The following is an 18,738-nucleotide window of genomic DNA, read 5'->3' as shown; positions in this document are numbered from 1 at the left end:
TATTTTCTAAATCTAGTTAAAGAAGTCTGAAAATTCTCATATTATAAGAAAGGTCGTTTTCATCGAAGGGCAGTAGAAATTTGGTGAAGCGAAATCGATTTGATGGGGTGGGATTAAAAATGAGTGAACATCAGAATAAGCATTTTATCATCTCTCAGGAAGATTGGGCTCTCCATCGTAAAGGGTATCAGGATCAACAGCGTCATACAGAAAAAGTAAAAGAAGCGATTAAAAATAATTTGCCGGATTTAATAACTGAAGAAAGTATTGTTATGTCTAATGGACGTGAGGTTATTAAAATTCCTATCCGGTCTTTAGACGAATATAAAATTCGTTATAACAACGATACATCAAAACATGTTGGTCAAGGACAAGGAGATAGTAAAGTAGGCGATTTAGTAGCCCGCGAAGCTCAGCCAGGTAATAAAGGACCTGGGAAAGGAAAAGAAGCAGGAGATACCGCTGGGGAAGATTACTATGAGGCAGAAGTCAGCATGGAAGAAGTACAAAACATGTTATTTAGTGAATTAGAGTTACCCAACCTACAACAGAAAGAAAAGTCGGATACTACAACCGAAAAAATTGAATTTAACGATATACGAAAAAAAGGACTTATGGGCAATATCGATAAGAAGCGAACAATTTTATCAGCTATTAGACGTAATGCCATGAAAGGGGAAGCAGCGATTGCCCCTATTCATAATGACGATATACGATTCAAAACATGGGATGAGGTTGTGAAGCCTGAATCGAAGGCAGTAGTCCTTGCGATGATGGACACAAGTGGTTCCATGGGGAAATTTGAGAAATATTGCGCGCGAACTTTTTTCTTTTGGATGACAAGATTTTTACGTTCCAAGTATGAAACCGTTGAAATTGAATTTATCGCTCATCATACGATAGCAAAAGTTGTGACAGAGGAAGAATTCTTTACGAAAGGAGAAAGCGGTGGAACGATTTGTTCGTCCGCCTATATAGTGGCATTAGAGCTTATTAGGCAGAAATATAATCCAGTCCAATATAATATTTATCCTGTTCATTTTTCAGACGGAGAAAACATGTCAGGGGACAATGAGGGATGCTTTAAATTAGTCCAGGAGTTAATGGAAGTATCGAGTATGTTCGGGTATGGAGAAGTAAATACACATAGCCGTTATTCGACTTTAATGGCAACTTATAAAAAAATTGAGAATCCGAAGTTTCGTCATTATATTTTGAAACAAAAAAGTGATGTTTATGAAGCATTGAAAAGTTTATTCCATAAAGTGGAGACATAATCTAGAACTGGTTAGTGTCAATTATTCATTCTTTAAAAATTCACGCGAAGGGATTAGATTAATGGAAAAAGAGCTTCACCGGGCAATTAATGAAATTACGGAAATTGCCGCCGGGTTTGGTCTTGACTTTTATCCAATGCGTTATGAAATTTGTCCTGCAGATATCATTTATACAATTGGAGCATATGGTATGCCTACGCGCTTTACCCATTGGAGCTTTGGAAAACAATTCCATAAAATGAAGCTACAATATGATTTAGGATTAAGTCAAATTTACGAGCTTGTTATTAATTCAGATCCTTGTTATGCATTTTTACTCGACTCAAATTCGTTAACACAAAATAAGTTAATCATTGCGCATGTCTTGGCGCACTGCGACTTTTTTAAAAATAATATTCGTTTCTCCAATACAAGAAAAGATATGGTCGAGAGTATGACGGCAACAGCTGAACGAATAGCAGGCTATGAAATGCTTTATGGGAAAGATGAAGTCGAACGGTTTTTAGATGCCGTATTAGCTATCCAAGAGCATATTGATCCATCTATACTACGACCAAAGCTGTTAAAGAGCGATTATGAAGAAGTTGAAGAGGAGGTCATTGTGCCAAAAACACGATACGATGATCTTTGGGGCCTAGATCAAAAAGACAGAGAAGAGAAGCCCATCCTTCCAAAAAAGAAACGGTTCCCACCAAAACCTGAAAAGGATCTATTACTATTTATTGAACAGTACAGCACGGAGCTAGAAGAATGGCAACGAGATATATTGACGATGATGCGTGAGGAAATGCTTTATTTTTGGCCACAGTTAGAAACAAAAATAATGAATGAAGGTTGGGCTTCCTACTGGCATCAACGTATCATGAGGGAACTAAATTTGACAACGACAGAAACAATTGAATATGCGAAGTTAAATGCCGGGGTTGTTCAACCGTCAAAAACAACAATAAATCCATATTATTTGGGACTGAAAATTTTTGAAGATATCGAGAACAGATACAATCACCCAACTGAAGAAATGCGAAAAGCGGGAGTCACCCCGAATTCTGGTCGTGAAAAAATGTTTGAAGTACGGGAAATTGAATCAGACATCTCCTTTATCCGAAACTATTTAACAAAGGACTTGGTGAAGCAAGAAGATCTGTATTTATTTGAAAAAAAGGGAAATGAATATCGAATTACAGATAAAGATTATGAACAAGTACGTGATCAACTTGTATTGATGCGGGTGAATGGTGGTTTTCCATATATCGTCGTAGAAAATGGCGATTATTTACGAAATGGTGAATTGTATTTAAAACACGGCTACGAAGGAATGGAGCTAGATCCGCATTATTTAGAACATGTCCTCCCGTATATTTATCAGCTATGGGGGCGTCCTGTTCATGTAGAGACATATAAAGAAGGTAAACTGATAATTTATTCATATGACGGGAAAAAGAATTCTCGATAAACATTAAACACGAAAATGTGTTGTTTGAAAAAAATTTAGCCATAAAAAGGGGCTACTCACAAAAAGTCGATTTTACTGACTTTTGCTAGTAACCTCTTTTTGCAATTAGGCATGTATTAAAACTATGGTTCCGATAGCAATCATACGTGCTAACTCATCTATGTCCTCATTATGCATATGAATACACCCATGTGATGCTGCTTTACCAATTGAACTTGGGTTATTTGTTCCGTGAATACCATAATGTTCTTTTGATAATTTTATCCACATTGTTCCAAATGAGCCGCCGGGGTTAGGCTCCTTTTTTATGATAATGTAATTTCCTACAGGTGTATTGGAAAGCATTTTTCCAACAGCAATTGGGTACTGTTTTTGTATTGCACCTTCTTTTACTAATCGTAACCAACGATTAGTGATTGAAATTTCGAGTTGATATGGAATTGTATTCGGATTAGGGAATCCAGGTATAATAATGGATTGACCAATATAAATTACATTCGGATTAATAGTTGAGTTTGCACTAAGGATTGTGGATAGTGGCGTACAATAATCTCTTGAAATTTGAGTCAGTGTTTCCGCAGGTTTAACTTTGTGAATCAATGTAACCACCTCCGTTCAAAATAGCTGTCACTACATATTATGTTCATTATGAAGAGAGTGTCCAAATGACGCATTTTTTCAAACTTCCTTAAGTCAGATGCTGGTATTGACTTTAAGTGTTTCATTTTGGGTAGCATAAAAGAAAAGTGGATGCACCTGTTTATAGGGAATACATTTAAGGAGAAAAATTATGATGAAGGAATTTAAAATAACGTACTTCTTTGACGAAGCGCATTATATCAGAAGGTTTATTCATGTGGAATCGCAAGAAAATGCAGAACGGTTAATTCAAAGTGAACGGGATCAATATATAGTTTTTACGGATAGTAGAGGAATTTATCACGACCTGAATACAAGAAATGTCCGGGTAATTCAAATTTCCGAATACCACAGAATCGATAAAAGTAAAAAAAATAAGAAGTGAACTAATTTCATCAAAATAGCCGATTCATAATATATTTTTTTTGAGGGAACATAAAGGCATATGGAATTGGAGGTGTCTTTATGACCAATAACAACCAAGGGGAATTTACGTCTTCTGGAACCGATATTGATGAAGTAAAAAGAAAAAATGCAGAGTCAGGCTTGTCTTATAATGAAGTAAAAGAAATGCTTGCAAAAAAAGGTGGATATGGAACGGCAGTTTATAGTGATACGAATATTGAGGAAGTAAAAAAAGAAAATCAACCACGTATGTAGTTTAAAGAAGTATCTTGTAAACCCAAAGGATAAAGGTACTGGAGAAATAGGACAATCCCTAGCTCTTTTCCCTTTATTCTTTTTTGTCGTAGTGAAACGTACAACATAAGTAAATATACATAACAACTAGAATGGTGATTTCCCAATTTCGCCGGAAGTCACTTTTTTAACGTCAATGTTTGAAATTTGTTACAATGGAAAGTACGCTAGGGCGTAATTGAAACCTTTTATAGAACGGGGAGCAAGTGCTTTGAAAACATTTAAGAAAGTTTATATTGAGATTACAAGTGTATGTAATTTAGCTTGTAGCTTTTGTCCACCGACTGAGCGCGCGAAGGGTCTCATTAAAGTAGAACAGTTTGCGAATATTTTAGACGAAATTAGTTCGTATACAAAATATATTTATTTACATGTAAAAGGTGAGCCACTGTTACATCCACGGATTGGCCAACTACTTGATATTGCGCATGAGAAGGGCTTTAAAGTTAATATTACAACAAATGGCACGCTTATCAAGAAAAACCGTGACAAACTACTTGGTAAGCCGGCACTACGGCAAATTAATTTCTCGCTGCATAGCTTTGATGGGCATGAGGGCTCTGAAAACCGCGAGAAATATTTAGGTGATATTTTAGAGTTTGTACGCGATGTACGCCAGCATAATGTCATCATTTCGTATCGTTTATGGAACCTGCAACGCGAGCATGTGACAGATCTTGCAGCGCGTCGAAACCGTGAAACGCTCGATATTTTAGAAAAAGAGTATGAACTGGATTATCGTATTGAAGAAAGAGTAGAACCAGGTAAGGGTGTAAAAATCGCGAAAAATATTTACTTAAATCAAGACCATGAATTCCGCTGGCCAAGCTTACTTGAAAAAGCGGATGAAGGTAAAGGGTTCTGCCATGCGCTTCGTACACATGCCGCTATTTTAGTGGACGGTTCTGTAGTCCCTTGCTGTTTAGACGGTGAAGGAGTTATTAATTTAGGGAATGTACATGAGCGATCATTCGGGGATATTATTGAAAGCGATCGTGCGAATAATTTAGTAGATGGCTTCTCAAGACGTGAAGCAGTAGAAGAACTATGTAAAAAATGCGGCTTCCGTCAGAAATTTGGTATGGAAGATGAACTGCCTGAGGATTAAGTATTTAGATAAGAAAAGTAGCTATGACAACGCCTATGTCATAGCTATTTTTTGTCTTTCTTATGGAAAATTAAAAGGGGTTGAGCAGTTTAATATGAAGTGGAGAAAGCAATACCTGATTTGGGTATGTTAGGTATATTTTTTTCGGTTTAGGAGCAGTAAAAGCTATTGAATTAATAGAATTAGTAAAAAATCTGGGGCTAATCAGTGCACAGAGAACTATATATTTTGTAAATGTTTCAAAAAATACATAATAAGAATAAAAAAGTATATCTTTAATACTACTGGAAATGTAAAATAAGATTAATGAATTTTTCTGAATTTTGAAACGCGGTCAAGGAGTGTAATTGAAAAGAAGAAGGGGAGAGTACAATGTTTGGAAAAAACAAAAGTATTGATAACTATAAATATTTTTCGCAGGAGACAGATTCGGATATTCAAGCAAACGAACGCTTTAAAGAAAAGTTAGATTTCCTTGCGCTGTCGCATATTCGCCGCAATTCCGTAAATTTTCTACATGGAATTTATAAGGAAAATCGAAACTATATTTTAGATAGCTTTTATGATCGGCTGCTGGAAATTTCGGAATTTAAAAAGATTATTAATGATAACTCCAGTGTAGAACGGTTGAAAATTACATTTGACCGCCATTTTACGAGTCTTTTTGAAGATGAGTTGAGCATTGAGTATGTCTTTAAACGTCGTAAAATAGCGTATACCCACGCGCGTATTGGCGTGCTTCCAAATTGGATGATTTCAGCGTATACGCTTATCAACCAGCTAATCCTGCCACTAATTGTGAAAGAGTGTGGACATGATCATCGGAAAATGCTCGATACGCTACTGGCGTATGATAGTCTTGTAACAATTGATATTCAAATAATTGTTGAAACGTATATTGAAATTCAAGGAGGCTCTGTTGTAAATGGCCTTGGAGAAATTATTAAGTATAATACGCAGCTAGACCAAATTAAAGAATTAATCCAGTTCCAAGAAGTACAGCAGAAGGATGTATTATCTGCTAATGATTCGATGCGCGATCTAGACGCAAGTATTGAAGAAATAGCGGCCTTTGTTGGAGATATTTCAACACATACGAAAGTATCTCTTGTGGAGTTAAATAATGACTTAATGTCTCTTCAGCAGGTAACAACGATTTTACAAAATACGGACGAAGGTCAGCAAGCTGTACAGACCGACGTAGCAAGATTAGTAGAGCGTGTAAAAAGTGTATCAAAGGTGATGGAACTCATTCAAGGAATTGCAGACCAAACGAATCTGCTAGCATTAAATGCGTCCATTGAGGCTGCACGTGCTGGGGAGTCTGGAAAAGGCTTTGCTGTTGTAGCCGAAGAAGTACGAAAATTAGCAGATGGTACTAAGCGTTCTGTCCAGTCCATTAATGCCGATATCCAAGAGTTGTTAGTGATTACGCAAAATATTGACCGTTTAACGAAGAAATCAGCAGCTGACTTACATATCGGTGTGTCTGATGTTCTTCAAATTACGAAAACGTTAGCCGATTTAAACACAACATTGCAAACACAAGGGGCACGCTTTGAGGAACTTACCTTAACGACAAAGGAACAAGCGGCGTCTGCGTCTGAAGTGGCACAGCGCAATAAAAACATTGCAGAAAGTACGATTCGTAGTAAAGAAATTGCCTTTGAAACCGGGACTGCTATTTATCGTTTAAGTAAAATGATTGATGAATATCGTTCAACTACGATTTCAAAAAACATTATTATTAGTCAGGAAGATATTATTGAGGTAGCTATTACTGACCATTTACTATGGCGCTGGAAAATTTATAACTTGCTGCTAGGATTTGAGCAAATGGAACAGCTTAATATTGAATCGCCGCGTGAATCCAATTTGGGGCAGTGGTATTACGGCATGGGGAAGGAAATTTTATCAAAGGAGCGAGCTTACCGAGAGCTAGAGGCACCGTATTTAGATGTTTATGATATCGCGAAAAAAGCGGTTAATGCCTACACAAGTGGCAAAAAAGAATTAGCAGAAACGTATTTAGAGGATTTAACAATTTCATCTAAAATTGTTATTGATAAGCTTCAGCAACTACAACAAATACTTGTACAAAATAAAACGCAATATATGAAATAAGAGGCGTCCTTGGATACCTCTTATTTTTTAGCTGTAACATCTTTTGAACGCTTAAAAGTTACGGTCATGGCGTCACTATCATATAAACACCATTCGGCGGTTTCTACGATGGAGCCTACATTAATCTTATACGGCTGATCCTTTACATCAAGTGGCGTATCATACGTGACTGAACGGCGTACATCATTTATATAAATGGCAGCTCGGTGACTATGCCCGAAAAATAATAGCGGTGTTCCCACTTCTGGGAAGGTAGGTTCGAACTGCTCGTCCCATTCGAATTGATGCCCGTGCACGAGAGTAGCCTGTTCAATAAATATTTTTTCGTCGTAATTGAGGAAGCGCTGAAGACCAGTTACAAGTGCAATGCGTTCTTCTTGATTGCCAATAATAGAAGGAAACGTTATTAGGCTTTCGAATTTATCTGAAATAATTGCGGCATCCTCAAGAGCAACATTTCTTACTGTTTGAGCTTTCTTCTTACTAATCCTACATTCATATAAATCCCCTAAGCCAATAATCGTAGCGTTAGGAGCCGTCTTTTTAATGTGTTTTAAAACTTTTTTTGTATTTTTAAAATGAGAATGGAAATCTCCTAAAAGTGCGTACTGCATGAATTCATCACCGACTCTTTTTAGATTTTCAAAAAACTTCTATTGCTAATCTTATTATACTTAAAAAAATGATTTTTACACTTTATGTAATCGTACGAATGGCCATTCTCGGTACAATGAACTGTGTACAAAAATAGAATAAAACAGAAGGAACACTAGTTAAAAACGGTATTCAACTGCACTTTAAAGAAATTATTTTAAAACTTTTTAAAATAAACGTGGTCTCAATATGTTTATAACAAATGTATTAACGCAACATGCACTTAGTAGACCGAATGAACTTCAATCGTTTTTGAGAACAGTCAGTGGACGTACCGTAAGCTTTATAATTATGCGAAAAAAGTAGCTAATTATTTTACGCGTCAAGGATACCAAAAAGGCGAGATTGTTGCGCAGTATACTTTGAACTCGGACGTATTTATGGCAATTTACTATGGGGTGCAGCTAGCTGGGCTAACGGTCATGCCGATTAACACAAAGCTAGCACCGCCGGAAGTAGCCCATTGTAATTTTGAGCAACTCTTTTGCGGTTTGGCGGATATCCACTCAAATTACGCGGATATCCACCCAATTTTGGCGGATAAATCACAAATTTTCGCGGATAAAACATCACGTCACAAAAACATCACAAATCATATACTTTAAGCGTGACCATCTGAAAAAATATGATAAACTAAAATTCAGTGGATGTGAAATCCTCATCCACATACGTAAGGACATCAACTCGGCTATTTTGGTCGAGTAGAGTCGTTCAAATTCTAACAAACTAAAGTGAGTTGAAAATAACAATGGCAATGGAACAACCATTTTTACCGATATTATTAGGATCAGATATGAATGCATATGGAATGGCCCGTGCATTTTACGAAGCGTATGGACTAAAACCTTTAGTACTTGGTCGTTCTCATTTAACGGCGACACAAGATAGCCGTATCCTTAATTTCCAACAGATTGATCGTTTGAACGAACAAGAAGTATTTGTGCCCGCCCTAAAAAAAGTCGCGCAGCAATATACTAATAAAAAGCTTTTATTATTAGCATGTGGGGATGATTATGCAAAGCTGATTATTAAAAATAAGCCAGCGCTGCAAGAATATTTCACAATACCTTATATTGACGAGTCGTTAATGGATCAAATTTTACTAAAAGAAAACTTCTATAAAATGTGTGAAAAGTATGAGTTCCTATATCCAGGTACAACAACAGTAACGGCAGAAAACTACTCAGATTTCACACCTCCATTTGAATACCCTATCATTATAAAAGCATCAAACTCTGTTGAGTACTGGGCTTGTTCTTTCCCAGGGAAGAAAAAAGTTTTCGTTGCACATGATGAACCGGAAAAAACAGCAATCTTAAAAGCCATTTATAGCTCAAGCTATCAGGATACAATGATTATCCAAGAATTCGTCCCTGGTGATGATTCTTATATGCGTGTACTAAATGCGTACGTTGGTAAAGATGGTAAAGTGAAATTAATGTGCTTAGGTAATCCTATTTTAGAAGAGCATTCACCAGAAGGTATCGGAAGCTATGCAGCCATCGTTACTACATACGACAAAGAGCTTATGGACCAAGTACGCTACTTCCTAGAAGATATTGGCTACACAGGTTTTGCCAACTTCGATATGAAATACGATGTACGCGATAAAAAGTACAAGCTTTTTGAAATTAATTTACGCAACGGCCGTTCTAGCTACTATGTAACAGCAGCTGGTTATAATTTGATGAAGTACGTAGCAGATGATCACATGCTGAACTTAAAGCAAGAGCTGACATATGCAGAAAACAAGCATTTGTGGTTGATTATTCCAAATGGCGTATTGTTTAAATATGCAATAAATGAAAAATTAAAAATGGAAGCGAAAAGCTTAATTCGCCAAGGTAAATATACGAATTCATTATTCTACAAAGAGGATATGAATGCGAAACGATGGGTAAAATTAACGCTAAATAGCTTAAACTATTACCGTAAATACAAGAAATATTTTAACAACAAAGGTCTGACAGAATAACATGAAAAAAACATTAGGTATTATTGGCGGCGTCGGCCCACTGGCAACAATGTTCATTGGTGAAATGATTGTCCGTCGTACGAAGGCGAGCGCGGATCAGGAGCATATGCACACGATTATTGATAATGACACAACCATTCCTGACCGTACAGCTTATATTTTAGATCACTCAAAACCAAATCCAGTCCCAGTGCTACAGCGTGACACAGTAAAGCTAGCATCAGTTGGCGCGGACTTAATTTGTATTCCTTGTAATACGGCGCATACATTTTATGATGAAATGCAGGAGGCTTCACCAGTGCCGATGCTGCATATGATTCGTGAAACGGCGAAGCGCGCGGCAAACCTTGGTGCAAAGCGCGTCGGCATTTTAGCAACAGATGGCACAATCGCTTCAAAGGTATATCAATGTGCGCTTGAAGAAGTAGGCATTGTCCCAGTAGTAGCAGACGCACAAACGCAGAAACTTGTCATGTCTGTCATTTATGAGTATGTCAAAGCGGGTAAAGATGTAATGCGTGAGCAGTGGCAGCAAATTGAAGATGCAATGGTCGCACAAAACTGCGATCGCATCGTTTTAGGTTGCACAGAGCTGTCCATTGTTAATAAAGAACTAAAACTCGGTGAACAATATATTGACTCACTGATTGTACTAGCAGAAGCGGCAATACTTGCATGCGGCTATGAATTAAATAATTAGTAGAAAAACCTGCTCACATTCGGGCAGGTTTTTTACTTAAAGGCCCTGTTAATTTTCATTGTGGGTATTTATGAGAAAGATAAGAATGCAAAACTCATGGCAATCGTGCTTACTTAAAAGAAGGAATAATCGAGAATAGATAAGAGAATATGGTACACTAAACGCAAGTGAACTAAAGGTGGAGAAAAATATGTCAGTAATCAATTTATTAAACGAAACACTACAAAATAAATGGTCGTTCGAAACGACAATGAAAATCCAAGACGAAATGATTCCAGCGATGGTAGATGGTAAAGATATCGTAGCAGAATCACCAACAGGCTCAGGAAAAACGCTTGCTTTCGTTTTGCCCATTTTAAATAAGGTGGAAGGCAGCAAAAAAAGCACACAAGCTTTAATCGTAGCTCCTTCACAAGAACTGGCGATGCAAATCGTCGAAGTTATCCGAGAATGGACAGCAGGCACTGATATTACAGTGCAGCAATTAATCGGGGGTGCGAACTCTGCACGCCAAATTGAAAAATTAAAGAAAAAACCAACAATCGTTGTTGGGACACCAGGCCGTTTAAATGAATTAATCCGCCAAGGTAAATTGAAATTAAAAGAAGTACAAACAGTAGTTTTAGATGAGTGCGATCAGCTACTAAGCCGTGAATACCGCGTAGTCGTGAAGTCATTTATCGACAATGCAGCATTTGGACGCCAAGTAGTTGTTGTGTCCGCAACAATTACAGAAGAAATCGAACTTGTTGCTGAGCGCCTAATGTTCGAGCCAGTACGTATTAAAATTAAACCAGAAGATATGGTGAAATTCGGTAAAGTCGTACACTCTTTCGTAAAAGTAGAAGAGCGTGATAAGACGGATATGCTACGTCGTTTAGCGAATACAGAAGGCTTAAGCGGACTTGCTTTCGTTAACAATATTGACCAAGTATTAATGAAGCAAAATAAGCTTTCGTATCGTGATGCTCCAATTGTGGCATTGCATTCAGATATGAAAAAAGAAGAGCGTAAAAAAGCGTTAGACGCATTCCGTAAAGGTGATGCACGTATTTTAATTGCTACGGATATTGCGGCACGTGGTTTAGATATTTCAGGTTTAACACATGTTATCCATGTAGATGTACCACGCACAATTGAACAATACACACACCGTTCTGGTCGTACCGGCCGTGCTGGTGCAGATGGTGAAGTATTGACATTACTATCGTACAATGATGAAAAAACGTATAAAAAGTATATACGCGATTTATCTCAAAAAGCGGTTCAAAAAGTTTGGAGCCAAGGCGAATTTGTAGAGGGTAACTCCAAAACAGTACCTGTATCAAAATCAACTTCGACGGATAAAACAGCAAACTCAAAACCAGTCTATAAAGCAAAGTCTGGTAGTAAAGGTGTTACATTTAGCAAATCAAAACCAAAATCTAGCAGTATGAAAAAGGGGAAATAAGTAATGACTTTTGAAGAAAAGCTTGCCGAATATGCGGACTTAGCTGTACGTGTTGGCGTAAACATTCAACAAGGACAATATTTATTAATTAATACATCTACTGATACACTAGAATTTACACGTTTAGTCGTGAAGAAAGCCTATGAAGCAGGGGCAGGTCGCGTGCATGTTAACTTGACGGACGCTACTTTTGAACGTGCCTTTTACGAGCATGCAGATGTTGAGGAAATGGCTAATTTTCCAAAATGGATTGTGGCGCAGCGCGAGGAATTAATTGAACGAAAAGGGGCTCTACTTTGGATTGACGCAGAGGACCCTGATTTACTTGCGGGTATTAATGTAGCGAAACTTTCCGCGCAGCAAAAGGCATCAGGTGCAGCACTCGTCAACTACCGTAAAGCGGTAATGAACGATAATATTGCTTGGTCCATTATTGCCGTACCATCTGCAAAATGGGCTGCCAAAGTATTCCCTAAGTTACCAGCTGAGCAACAGATTTCCGCACTTTGGGATGCCATTTTTAAAACGGTACGCATCGGAGAAGGTAGTGCCGTTGAAAATTGGAAAGCGCATGTGGTCAATTTAGAAGCGCGCGCAGCTATACTAAATAAGAAGAAATTCAAAAAATTACTTTATAAGGCACCTGGTACAGATTTAACGATTGAGCTACCAGATAAGAATTTATGGCTAACAGGTGGTAGTAAATCTCCAGAAGGCACAGCGTTTATTGCAAACATGCCAACGGAGGAAGTATATACAATGCCATCGAAATTTGGTGTTAACGGTGTCGTTTCAAACACAAAACCTCTTGTATACAAAGGCAATGTCATTGACAATTTCACGTTAACTTTCGAGGGCGGTAAAATTGTTAAAGCACACGCTGAAGTAGGTAATGATTTACTGCAGGAATTAATTACAGCAGATGAGGGTTCAGCTTATCTTGGTGAGGTAGCACTTGTACCGCATGAGTCACCAATTTCAGCATCCGAAATTTTATATTACAATACTTTATTTGATGAAAATGCATCAAACCATTTAGCAATTGGCGAAGCATATCCAACTTGTTACGAAGGTGGCCGAGAGCTTGAACAAGGTCAGCTAGAGTCACTAGGCATTAATACATCTATTACTCATGAAGATTTCATGATTGGTAGTGGGGAAATGGATATTGACGGTGAATTAGCGGACGGTACAATTGAGCCGATTTTCCGTAAAGGTAGCTGGGCATTTTAACTTAGTTTAGCAAATGTTTATTGAGATAAAGGCAGGTGGCGAAATGAAAAAGCTTTCATTCATTTTCCTGGTGTCATGTTTCTTGTTACTTCCGGTAGGAGTGAAGGCACAGGCAGTTGAGAATTATATCGTGCTCGGTGATTCGTTAGCGGCCGGTCAAACTCCATATTCGCAAATTGATGCAGGATACACAGATTTTATTGCATTACAGCTCACACGTTCAGGTCAGCTAGCAAACTTTACAAAAGAACTTGCTTTTCCTGGCTATACGGTCGCAAATGTATTAGCAAGTGTGCAGACGGAGAGGGCAGATGAATTATTAGCAGATGCAACGCTCATTACAATTTCAGCAGGGGCGAATGATTTACTGCGACTTGTTTCTCATAATCCGAATGCCGGAACACTGTCATTTTCCCAGCTTACTGCAGATTTCGCATTAAATACCGCACGTAAGGATTTCGCTACGCTGTTAGAAACGGTCGGTGTGAAGGCGCCGAATGCCAAGGTTTATGTAATGGGTTATTATTTTCCTTATGTGAATGTGCACGAATCTCAAAAAGCAGGTACAACGAAGCAACTAGTGACATTGAATGCAATTTTGCAGCAGGAGGCAGAGATTGCCGAAGCGACATTTGTTCCGGTATACAAACAGTTTGAAGTGGCTGGACCGAACTATTTGCCAAACGTAGAAGATGTTCACCCGAATCAAAACGGCTACAGAGTGATGGCGAATGCCTTTTTAGAAATCTACGCAGGCAATGAGTCATTAGCAATGCCGGAAAATGCGATGCCAACACCAAATCCGTTAACGTTTGAGGAAATTTTGCAATTGCAACAGGATGCAAAATCCGAAGATCGAAAAACAGAGCAAGTAGCTGTAGATGCGTCTGTGCAAAAACGTCATCATCCAATCAACATGTATGTTATGCATTTTGGCTATAAGGAAACTCTCTTTCTGTCGTAGAAAGAGGGTTTTTATTTGTAGATAAGAAAGTATAACTTTCTTATCTACATAAGTAAGGACATCATCTCGCCCAATTTTGGGCGAGATGTGTCTTTCTAATGGTATGGATTAGCAAGCTTACTAAACGAAAAAAATTGTAAATAAAAACCACTTTTCTCGAATGTCTGTTCGTGAAAAGTGGTTTTTATATTTTCGGTCATGATAGAATGGAATTATTAACGAAAAGGGAGGCTTTGCTATGAAAATTTTCCATACGGCAGACTGGCACTTAGGAAAGCAAGTTCAAGGGGTTGTCATGACGGAAGATCAACGTTATATTTTACAGCAATTCATTGAAGAAATTAGACAAGAAAAGCCCGACGTCATTATTATTGCAGGGGACTTATATGATCGTTCGGTTCCCTCAACAGAAGCAATTCAATTACTTAATAAGACATTTAAACAATTGGTTGTCGATGAAAAAATACCTGTAGTAGCTATTGCCGGTAACCATGATAGCGCAACACGCCTGCATTTTGGTAGTGATTTAATGAAGGCGAGCGGACTACATATGGTCGGGCATTTAACTGCCGACATTGAGCCGGTTGTGCTAACGGATGAGTTTGGCGATGTACATTTTTATTTAGTTCCTTTTGCAGAACCTTCCACAGTGCGTGATGTGTTTGGTGATGCGGAAATTACAACACATGAGGCAGCAATGGCAAAAATTATCGAGCGTATTCAACAATCAATGGATACGACGAAACGTAATATTATGATTGGACATGCTTTTATTACAAAGCAAGGATTACCTGAACCTAATACTAGTGATTCTGAGCGCCGTTTAACAGTAGGTGGTACCGAATGTATTAATGCATCACTGTTCGAACCGTTTAATTACACAGCGCTAGGTCATTTACATCAAGCGCACTACGTATTAAATGAAACGATTCGTTATGCAGGCTCACCACTAAAATATTCGGAATCAGAGGTGAATCACGACAAAGGGTATTTAGTTGTGGATTTACAGAAAGATGGCTCGGTACAAGTGGAAAAACGTTCATTCAAGCCTTTGCGTGATATGCGCATAGTAAAGGGGAGCCTAGATGAACTATTACAGCATCAACGTAATGAAGACTATGTGTATGTGAAGCTCACGGATGAAGATTATGTGAAGGGTGCAACAGAGCAGGTACGTACGGTCTATCCGAATGCACTACATGTAGAGCGAACAGCGGTTTATCAGCAAATTACAGCAGAGTCTGCAGTAATGAGTCGCGTCAATATGAACGATGAGGAGTTATTTGAACTCTTTTATCAGGAAATGACGGGGAAAGATGCGGATGAAGCAACAAAGGAACTGTATAACGAAGTGTTACAGCAATTATTAGACGGTGAACGTGAAGCACAGGAGGTCATGTTATGAAACCACTTAAATTAACAATGACAGCGTTTGGTCCTTATAAAGATACTGAAGTAATCGATTTTACACAGCTCCATGAACACGGTATTTTTGTCGTTTCTGGTTCAACTGGAGCTGGGAAAACGACGATTTTTGATGCTATTACGTATGCACTATATGATACAGGTAGCGGTGAAGATCGTGAAAAAGCCAACTTTTTACGCAGTGATTTTGCAGATGAAAAAGTGGACACAGAAGTCGAATTGATTTTCGAGGTTCGAGGTAGAACGTATCGAATTTGGCGTAAATTTGGTCCTAATGGAGCAGGCTCAAAACGTGAATTTTATGATATTACTGGTGGCATGAATGAGCCAGTCGTTGAAAAATTCCAAGTGCGACCAGTACAAGCAAAAGTGGAAGAACTAATCGGCTTAACACAATCGCAGTTTAATCAAATCGTAATGTTACCGCAAGGGGAATTTCAGAAGCTATTAACATCTGAATCAAAGCATAAGGAAGAAATTTTCAGGAAAATATTTAAGACGGAGCGCTTCACTAAAATGGTTGACTTGCTAAAAGACAAAAGAACGCATGCACAAAGTCAATTTGCACAAGCCGAAATGAAACAAAATCAATATATTTTAGATGTTAAAAGTAAGCTTCCGAATCGCGAGTCACAATTATTTAGTGTAATTGATGCAGCAACAGTAAATATGTATCAATTGGAAAACGCATTAGACGAGGAAGCAACTTATTATAATGAACAAGCTATAGAGTCTCGACAGCAATATGAAGCGGTAAATGAACAGCTCAAAGAAGCGAATAAACGTTTTGGCGAACAGAAAATGTTAAACGAGCGTATTGAGAAGTTTCAACAGCGTCAAGTTCAATTGAATCAATTACAGCTCCAAGCAACGCATTTTGAACAGCAACAGCAGCGTTATGAACTGGCAAATAGGGCGAGCAATATTGAGCCATTGGAATTTGAATATAAAAAAGTATATGAACAAGAGCAACGCCAAATCGAAGTAGTGTTAACAGCACAAAAGAACGTTCAGCAATCAGGTGAAGCATTTGTACAAGCTCAAACTGTTTTTGATGCAGAAAAAGAAAAGGATACTGAACGTGAACAATTAGTAAAAACAATTTCTAAGCTTGAGCAACTCGTACCGATTTACAATGACGCGGCAACTATGCAGGCTAACATTCAACAATTAGAGCTTAATGTTGAAAAAGCGAAAGGATTATTTAATAATTTAACGCTGGAAATGCAGAAGAAAAAGGAAGAACAAGCTACACAACGGTCAAACATTGATGAATTAGAGTCTAAAGTAGCTGCATATGAAAACGTATTTCTACAACATCAGCAGCTACAACGCAATATTGAGCTTGTAGAGGAAACGCTTGAGCTACAAAATAATGTTCGAATTTATACAGCGGCAGCGAATGAGCAGCAGGAAAACGCATTAAAAGCACAGGCAGAATTTACACAATTAGAAAGTCAAATGCGTAGTAATCAAGCGGCTTTTTTAGCGGCTAATTTACAGCATGGTCATGCATGTCCTGTATGCGGTAGCACCGAGCATCCGTCACTGCATACACAATCAGCGAGTAGCGTAGATGAAAAAACTGTAGCCCAATTACGTGCAGTAGCGGATGAAGAAATGAAACACTATTATGCCGCTAAATCAAAGCTAGATGCTGAAACTGCGAACTTTGAAAAGAAACACCTGCAGCTTGAATCGAACGCATTAACTATGACGGAACTACCAGCATATAAAGCAACGTTAGCCCAACAGCAGCAACAGTTAACTATTTTAAAGCAACAGCAGCAGCAACTAATCGCTAATAAGGCGAGTTTAAAACAAGTAATAGAGGAAATTGAAAAGCTGCAGGTGCGTATAGAAAATGGGCGTACATTCCTAAGCAAAAACGAAACAGAACTAGCGCAGGAACAAGGGAAGCTAGCGCAAAGTAAACAAGCCATGCTCCCACAATATCAAACCGTAGAAGATGTTAATTACGCATTGCAATCTGAAAAAACTCGATTAACTTTATTACAAAAAGCATTTGAAACGGCAACAATACAGCTACAGCAAGCTGAAGTAAACCAAGAAAAATGTAAAGTGAGCTTAATGAATGTAGGGACCCGTCTGAAAGAATTGCAAAATGAAATAGTTGAGACGAAGGAACGCTTTAATAAAGCTCTCCAAACAGAAGGCTTTATAACACCAGAGGCATATAGTCAGGCAAAGCTACGTGTAGAAGAGCGCCAAGCAATTGTGAAAGCGTTGGAAGAGTATAAACAACAATTGCACACATTAACAGTGCAGATTAATGAGGATATGCCACAATTAGAAGGTAAAGAGCTTGTGGATTTAAACGAACTTGAACAACAGCTACAACAAGTAAATAGACAAGTAGAAGATGTACTGTCTGCATTAAAAAACAATGAAAACTATGAAAAGCAATGCCGCTCTACTTTAACAAGTTTATTACAGGTAGCGCAGGAAATTGAAGAATCCAAAGCAAAGCTCTCAAAGGTTGAGCATGTTTATGATTTAGTACGTGGTCAAAATGAACATAAAATTTCATTTGAACGCTTTGCTCAAATTGGCTATTTGGAAAAAGTAACGCAAGCAGCGAATGAGCGTTTACGTATATTATCAGACGGACAATATTATTTACAATGTACAGGGCGAAAAGAAGGGAATGCACAAAGTGGTTTAAGTATTGATGTGTTTGACAGCAATACAGGTCAAACACGCGATGTCAAAACACTATCAGGCGGAGAAAAATTTAATGCTTCACTTTCATTAGCCCTCGGAATGGCGGATGTTATTCAAGGGGTGCAAGGGAGCGTGCATATTGACACAATGTTTATTGATGAAGGCTTCGGTACATTAGATGAAGAATCATTGCGTAAAGCAATAGATATTTTAATTGATCTTCAGCAAACAGGTCGATTAATTGGAGTTATTTCGCACGTTGCAGAACTAAAAGCCGCAATGCCAGCAATCCTTCATGTTGAAAAGCTGAAAGAAGGCTACAGCCGTACTTCCATTGTGATTAAATAAAAAA

At 38.1% G+C, this 18,738-nt stretch carries 15 protein-coding genes; 13 read left to right on the top strand and 2 right to left on the bottom strand.

The genetic code is table 11. The features are described 5' to 3' along the window. The first annotated feature begins 119 nt into the window (after positions 1-119). On the top strand, positions 120-1,277 hold the full coding sequence (yhbH, locus tag MHH87_RS15655; RefSeq protein WP_340750159.1) for a sporulation protein YhbH: 1,158 nt from the start codon (positions 120-122) through the stop codon (positions 1,275-1,277). A gap of 61 nt (positions 1,278-1,338) precedes the next feature. Next, positions 1,339-2,730 carry a SpoVR family protein gene (locus tag MHH87_RS15650; RefSeq protein WP_340750158.1) on the top strand — a complete coding sequence of 464 codons (1,392 nt, stop codon included), beginning with the start codon at positions 1,339-1,341 and terminating at the stop codon, positions 2,728-2,730. Between the two features lie 105 nt (positions 2,731-2,835). Here MHH87_RS15650 and MHH87_RS15645 read toward each other — a convergent pair whose 3' ends face one another. Continuing rightward, positions 2,836-3,330: a L,D-transpeptidase family protein gene (locus MHH87_RS15645; protein WP_340750157.1), complete on the bottom strand. Its 495-nt coding sequence runs from the start codon at positions 3,328-3,330 to the stop codon at positions 2,836-2,838. 504 nt (positions 3,331-3,834) lie between these two features. Between MHH87_RS15645 and MHH87_RS15640 the strand changes: the two genes are divergently transcribed. From MHH87_RS15640 to MHH87_RS15630, 3 genes are all read left to right on the top strand, one after another. Further along, positions 3,835-4,029, top strand: a complete 195-nt coding sequence (locus MHH87_RS15640) for a gamma-type small acid-soluble spore protein (protein ID WP_340750156.1) — start codon at positions 3,835-3,837, stop codon at positions 4,027-4,029. 250 nt (positions 4,030-4,279) lie between these two features. Next, complete coding sequence (locus MHH87_RS15635) at positions 4,280-5,176, top strand: radical SAM/SPASM domain-containing protein (protein WP_340750155.1); 897 nt, start codon at positions 4,280-4,282, stop codon at positions 5,174-5,176. A gap of 372 nt (positions 5,177-5,548) precedes the next feature. Next, on the top strand, positions 5,549-7,300 hold the full coding sequence (locus MHH87_RS15630) for a methyl-accepting chemotaxis protein (protein ID WP_340750154.1): 1,752 nt from the start codon (positions 5,549-5,551) through the stop codon (positions 7,298-7,300). Between the two features lie 20 nt (positions 7,301-7,320). Here the strand turns inward: MHH87_RS15630 and MHH87_RS15625 are convergent, their stop codons facing one another. Then, positions 7,321-7,914, bottom strand: a complete 594-nt coding sequence (locus MHH87_RS15625) for a metallophosphoesterase family protein (protein ID WP_340750153.1) — start codon at positions 7,912-7,914, stop codon at positions 7,321-7,323. Positions 7,915-8,199: 285 nt separating this feature from the next. On the opposite strand from MHH87_RS15625, the gene MHH87_RS15620 reads away from it, so the two are divergent. The 8 genes from MHH87_RS15620 to MHH87_RS15585 all read left to right on the top strand — a co-directional run bounded on the left by MHH87_RS15620 (position 8,200) and on the right by MHH87_RS15585 (position 18,734). Further along, a complete protein-coding gene (locus MHH87_RS15620; protein WP_340751023.1) occupies positions 8,200-8,559 on the top strand; it encodes an AMP-binding protein in 360 nt (119 codons plus the stop codon). A 143-nt stretch (positions 8,560-8,702) separates the two neighbouring features. After that, positions 8,703-9,929, top strand: coding sequence for a carboxylate--amine ligase (locus MHH87_RS15615; RefSeq protein WP_340750152.1), 1,227 nt, complete (start codon positions 8,703-8,705; stop codon positions 9,927-9,929). Position 9,930: 1 nt separating this feature from the next. Then, complete coding sequence (locus MHH87_RS15610) at positions 9,931-10,629, top strand: aspartate/glutamate racemase family protein (RefSeq protein ID WP_340750151.1); 699 nt, start codon at positions 9,931-9,933, stop codon at positions 10,627-10,629. Positions 10,630-10,819: 190 nt separating this feature from the next. Next, a complete protein-coding gene (locus MHH87_RS15605) occupies positions 10,820-12,079 on the top strand; it encodes a DEAD/DEAH box helicase (protein WP_340750150.1) in 1,260 nt (419 codons plus the stop codon). A gap of 3 nt (positions 12,080-12,082) precedes the next feature. Continuing rightward, positions 12,083-13,312, top strand: a complete 1,230-nt coding sequence (locus tag MHH87_RS15600) for an aminopeptidase (protein WP_340750149.1) — start codon at positions 12,083-12,085, stop codon at positions 13,310-13,312. An 82-nt stretch (positions 13,313-13,394) separates the two neighbouring features. Further along, on the top strand, positions 13,395-14,276 hold the full coding sequence (locus MHH87_RS15595; protein ID WP_340750148.1) for an SGNH/GDSL hydrolase family protein: 882 nt from the start codon (positions 13,395-13,397) through the stop codon (positions 14,274-14,276). Positions 14,277-14,514: 238 nt separating this feature from the next. Then, positions 14,515-15,681, top strand: a complete 1,167-nt coding sequence (locus tag MHH87_RS15590; protein ID WP_340750147.1) for an exonuclease SbcCD subunit D — start codon at positions 14,515-14,517, stop codon at positions 15,679-15,681. After that, a complete protein-coding gene (locus MHH87_RS15585; protein WP_340750146.1) occupies positions 15,678-18,734 on the top strand; it encodes an SMC family ATPase in 3,057 nt (1,018 codons plus the stop codon). The genes MHH87_RS15590 and MHH87_RS15585 overlap by 4 nt, the downstream gene beginning before the upstream one ends. Positions 18,735-18,738 lie beyond the last annotated feature (4 nt).

The organism is Solibacillus sp. FSL H8-0538 (assembly GCF_038003525.1).
GTDB lineage: Bacteria > Bacillota > Bacilli > Bacillales_A > Planococcaceae > JBBOPI01.
This window is presented reverse-complemented; position numbering and strand designations above follow the sequence as displayed.

Excerpts from the sequence above, each read along its gene's own strand:
- MHH87_RS15590 (WP_340750147.1), top strand. The coding sequence starts at position 14,515 with ATGAAAATTTTCCATACGGCAGACTGGCACTTAGGAAAGCAAGTTCAA.
- MHH87_RS15600 (WP_340750149.1), top strand. The coding sequence starts at position 12,083 with ATGACTTTTGAAGAAAAGCTTGCCGAATATGCGGACTTAGCTGTACGT.
- yhbH (WP_340750159.1), top strand. The coding sequence starts at position 120 with ATGAGTGAACATCAGAATAAGCATTTTATCATCTCTCAGGAAGATTGG.
- MHH87_RS15650 (WP_340750158.1), top strand. The coding sequence starts at position 1,339 with ATGGAAAAAGAGCTTCACCGGGCAATTAATGAAATTACGGAAATTGCC.
- MHH87_RS15610 (WP_340750151.1), top strand. The coding sequence starts at position 9,931 with ATGAAAAAAACATTAGGTATTATTGGCGGCGTCGGCCCACTGGCAACA.
- MHH87_RS15605 (WP_340750150.1), top strand. The coding sequence starts at position 10,820 with ATGTCAGTAATCAATTTATTAAACGAAACACTACAAAATAAATGGTCG.
- MHH87_RS15640 (WP_340750156.1), top strand. The coding sequence starts at position 3,835 with ATGACCAATAACAACCAAGGGGAATTTACGTCTTCTGGAACCGATATT.
- MHH87_RS15615 (WP_340750152.1), top strand. The coding sequence starts at position 8,703 with ATGGCAATGGAACAACCATTTTTACCGATATTATTAGGATCAGATATG.
- MHH87_RS15630 (WP_340750154.1), top strand. The coding sequence starts at position 5,549 with ATGTTTGGAAAAAACAAAAGTATTGATAACTATAAATATTTTTCGCAG.
- MHH87_RS15585 (WP_340750146.1), top strand. The coding sequence starts at position 15,678 with ATGAAACCACTTAAATTAACAATGACAGCGTTTGGTCCTTATAAAGAT.
- MHH87_RS15625 (WP_340750153.1), bottom strand. The coding sequence starts at position 7,914 with ATGCAGTACGCACTTTTAGGAGATTTCCATTCTCATTTTAAAAATACA.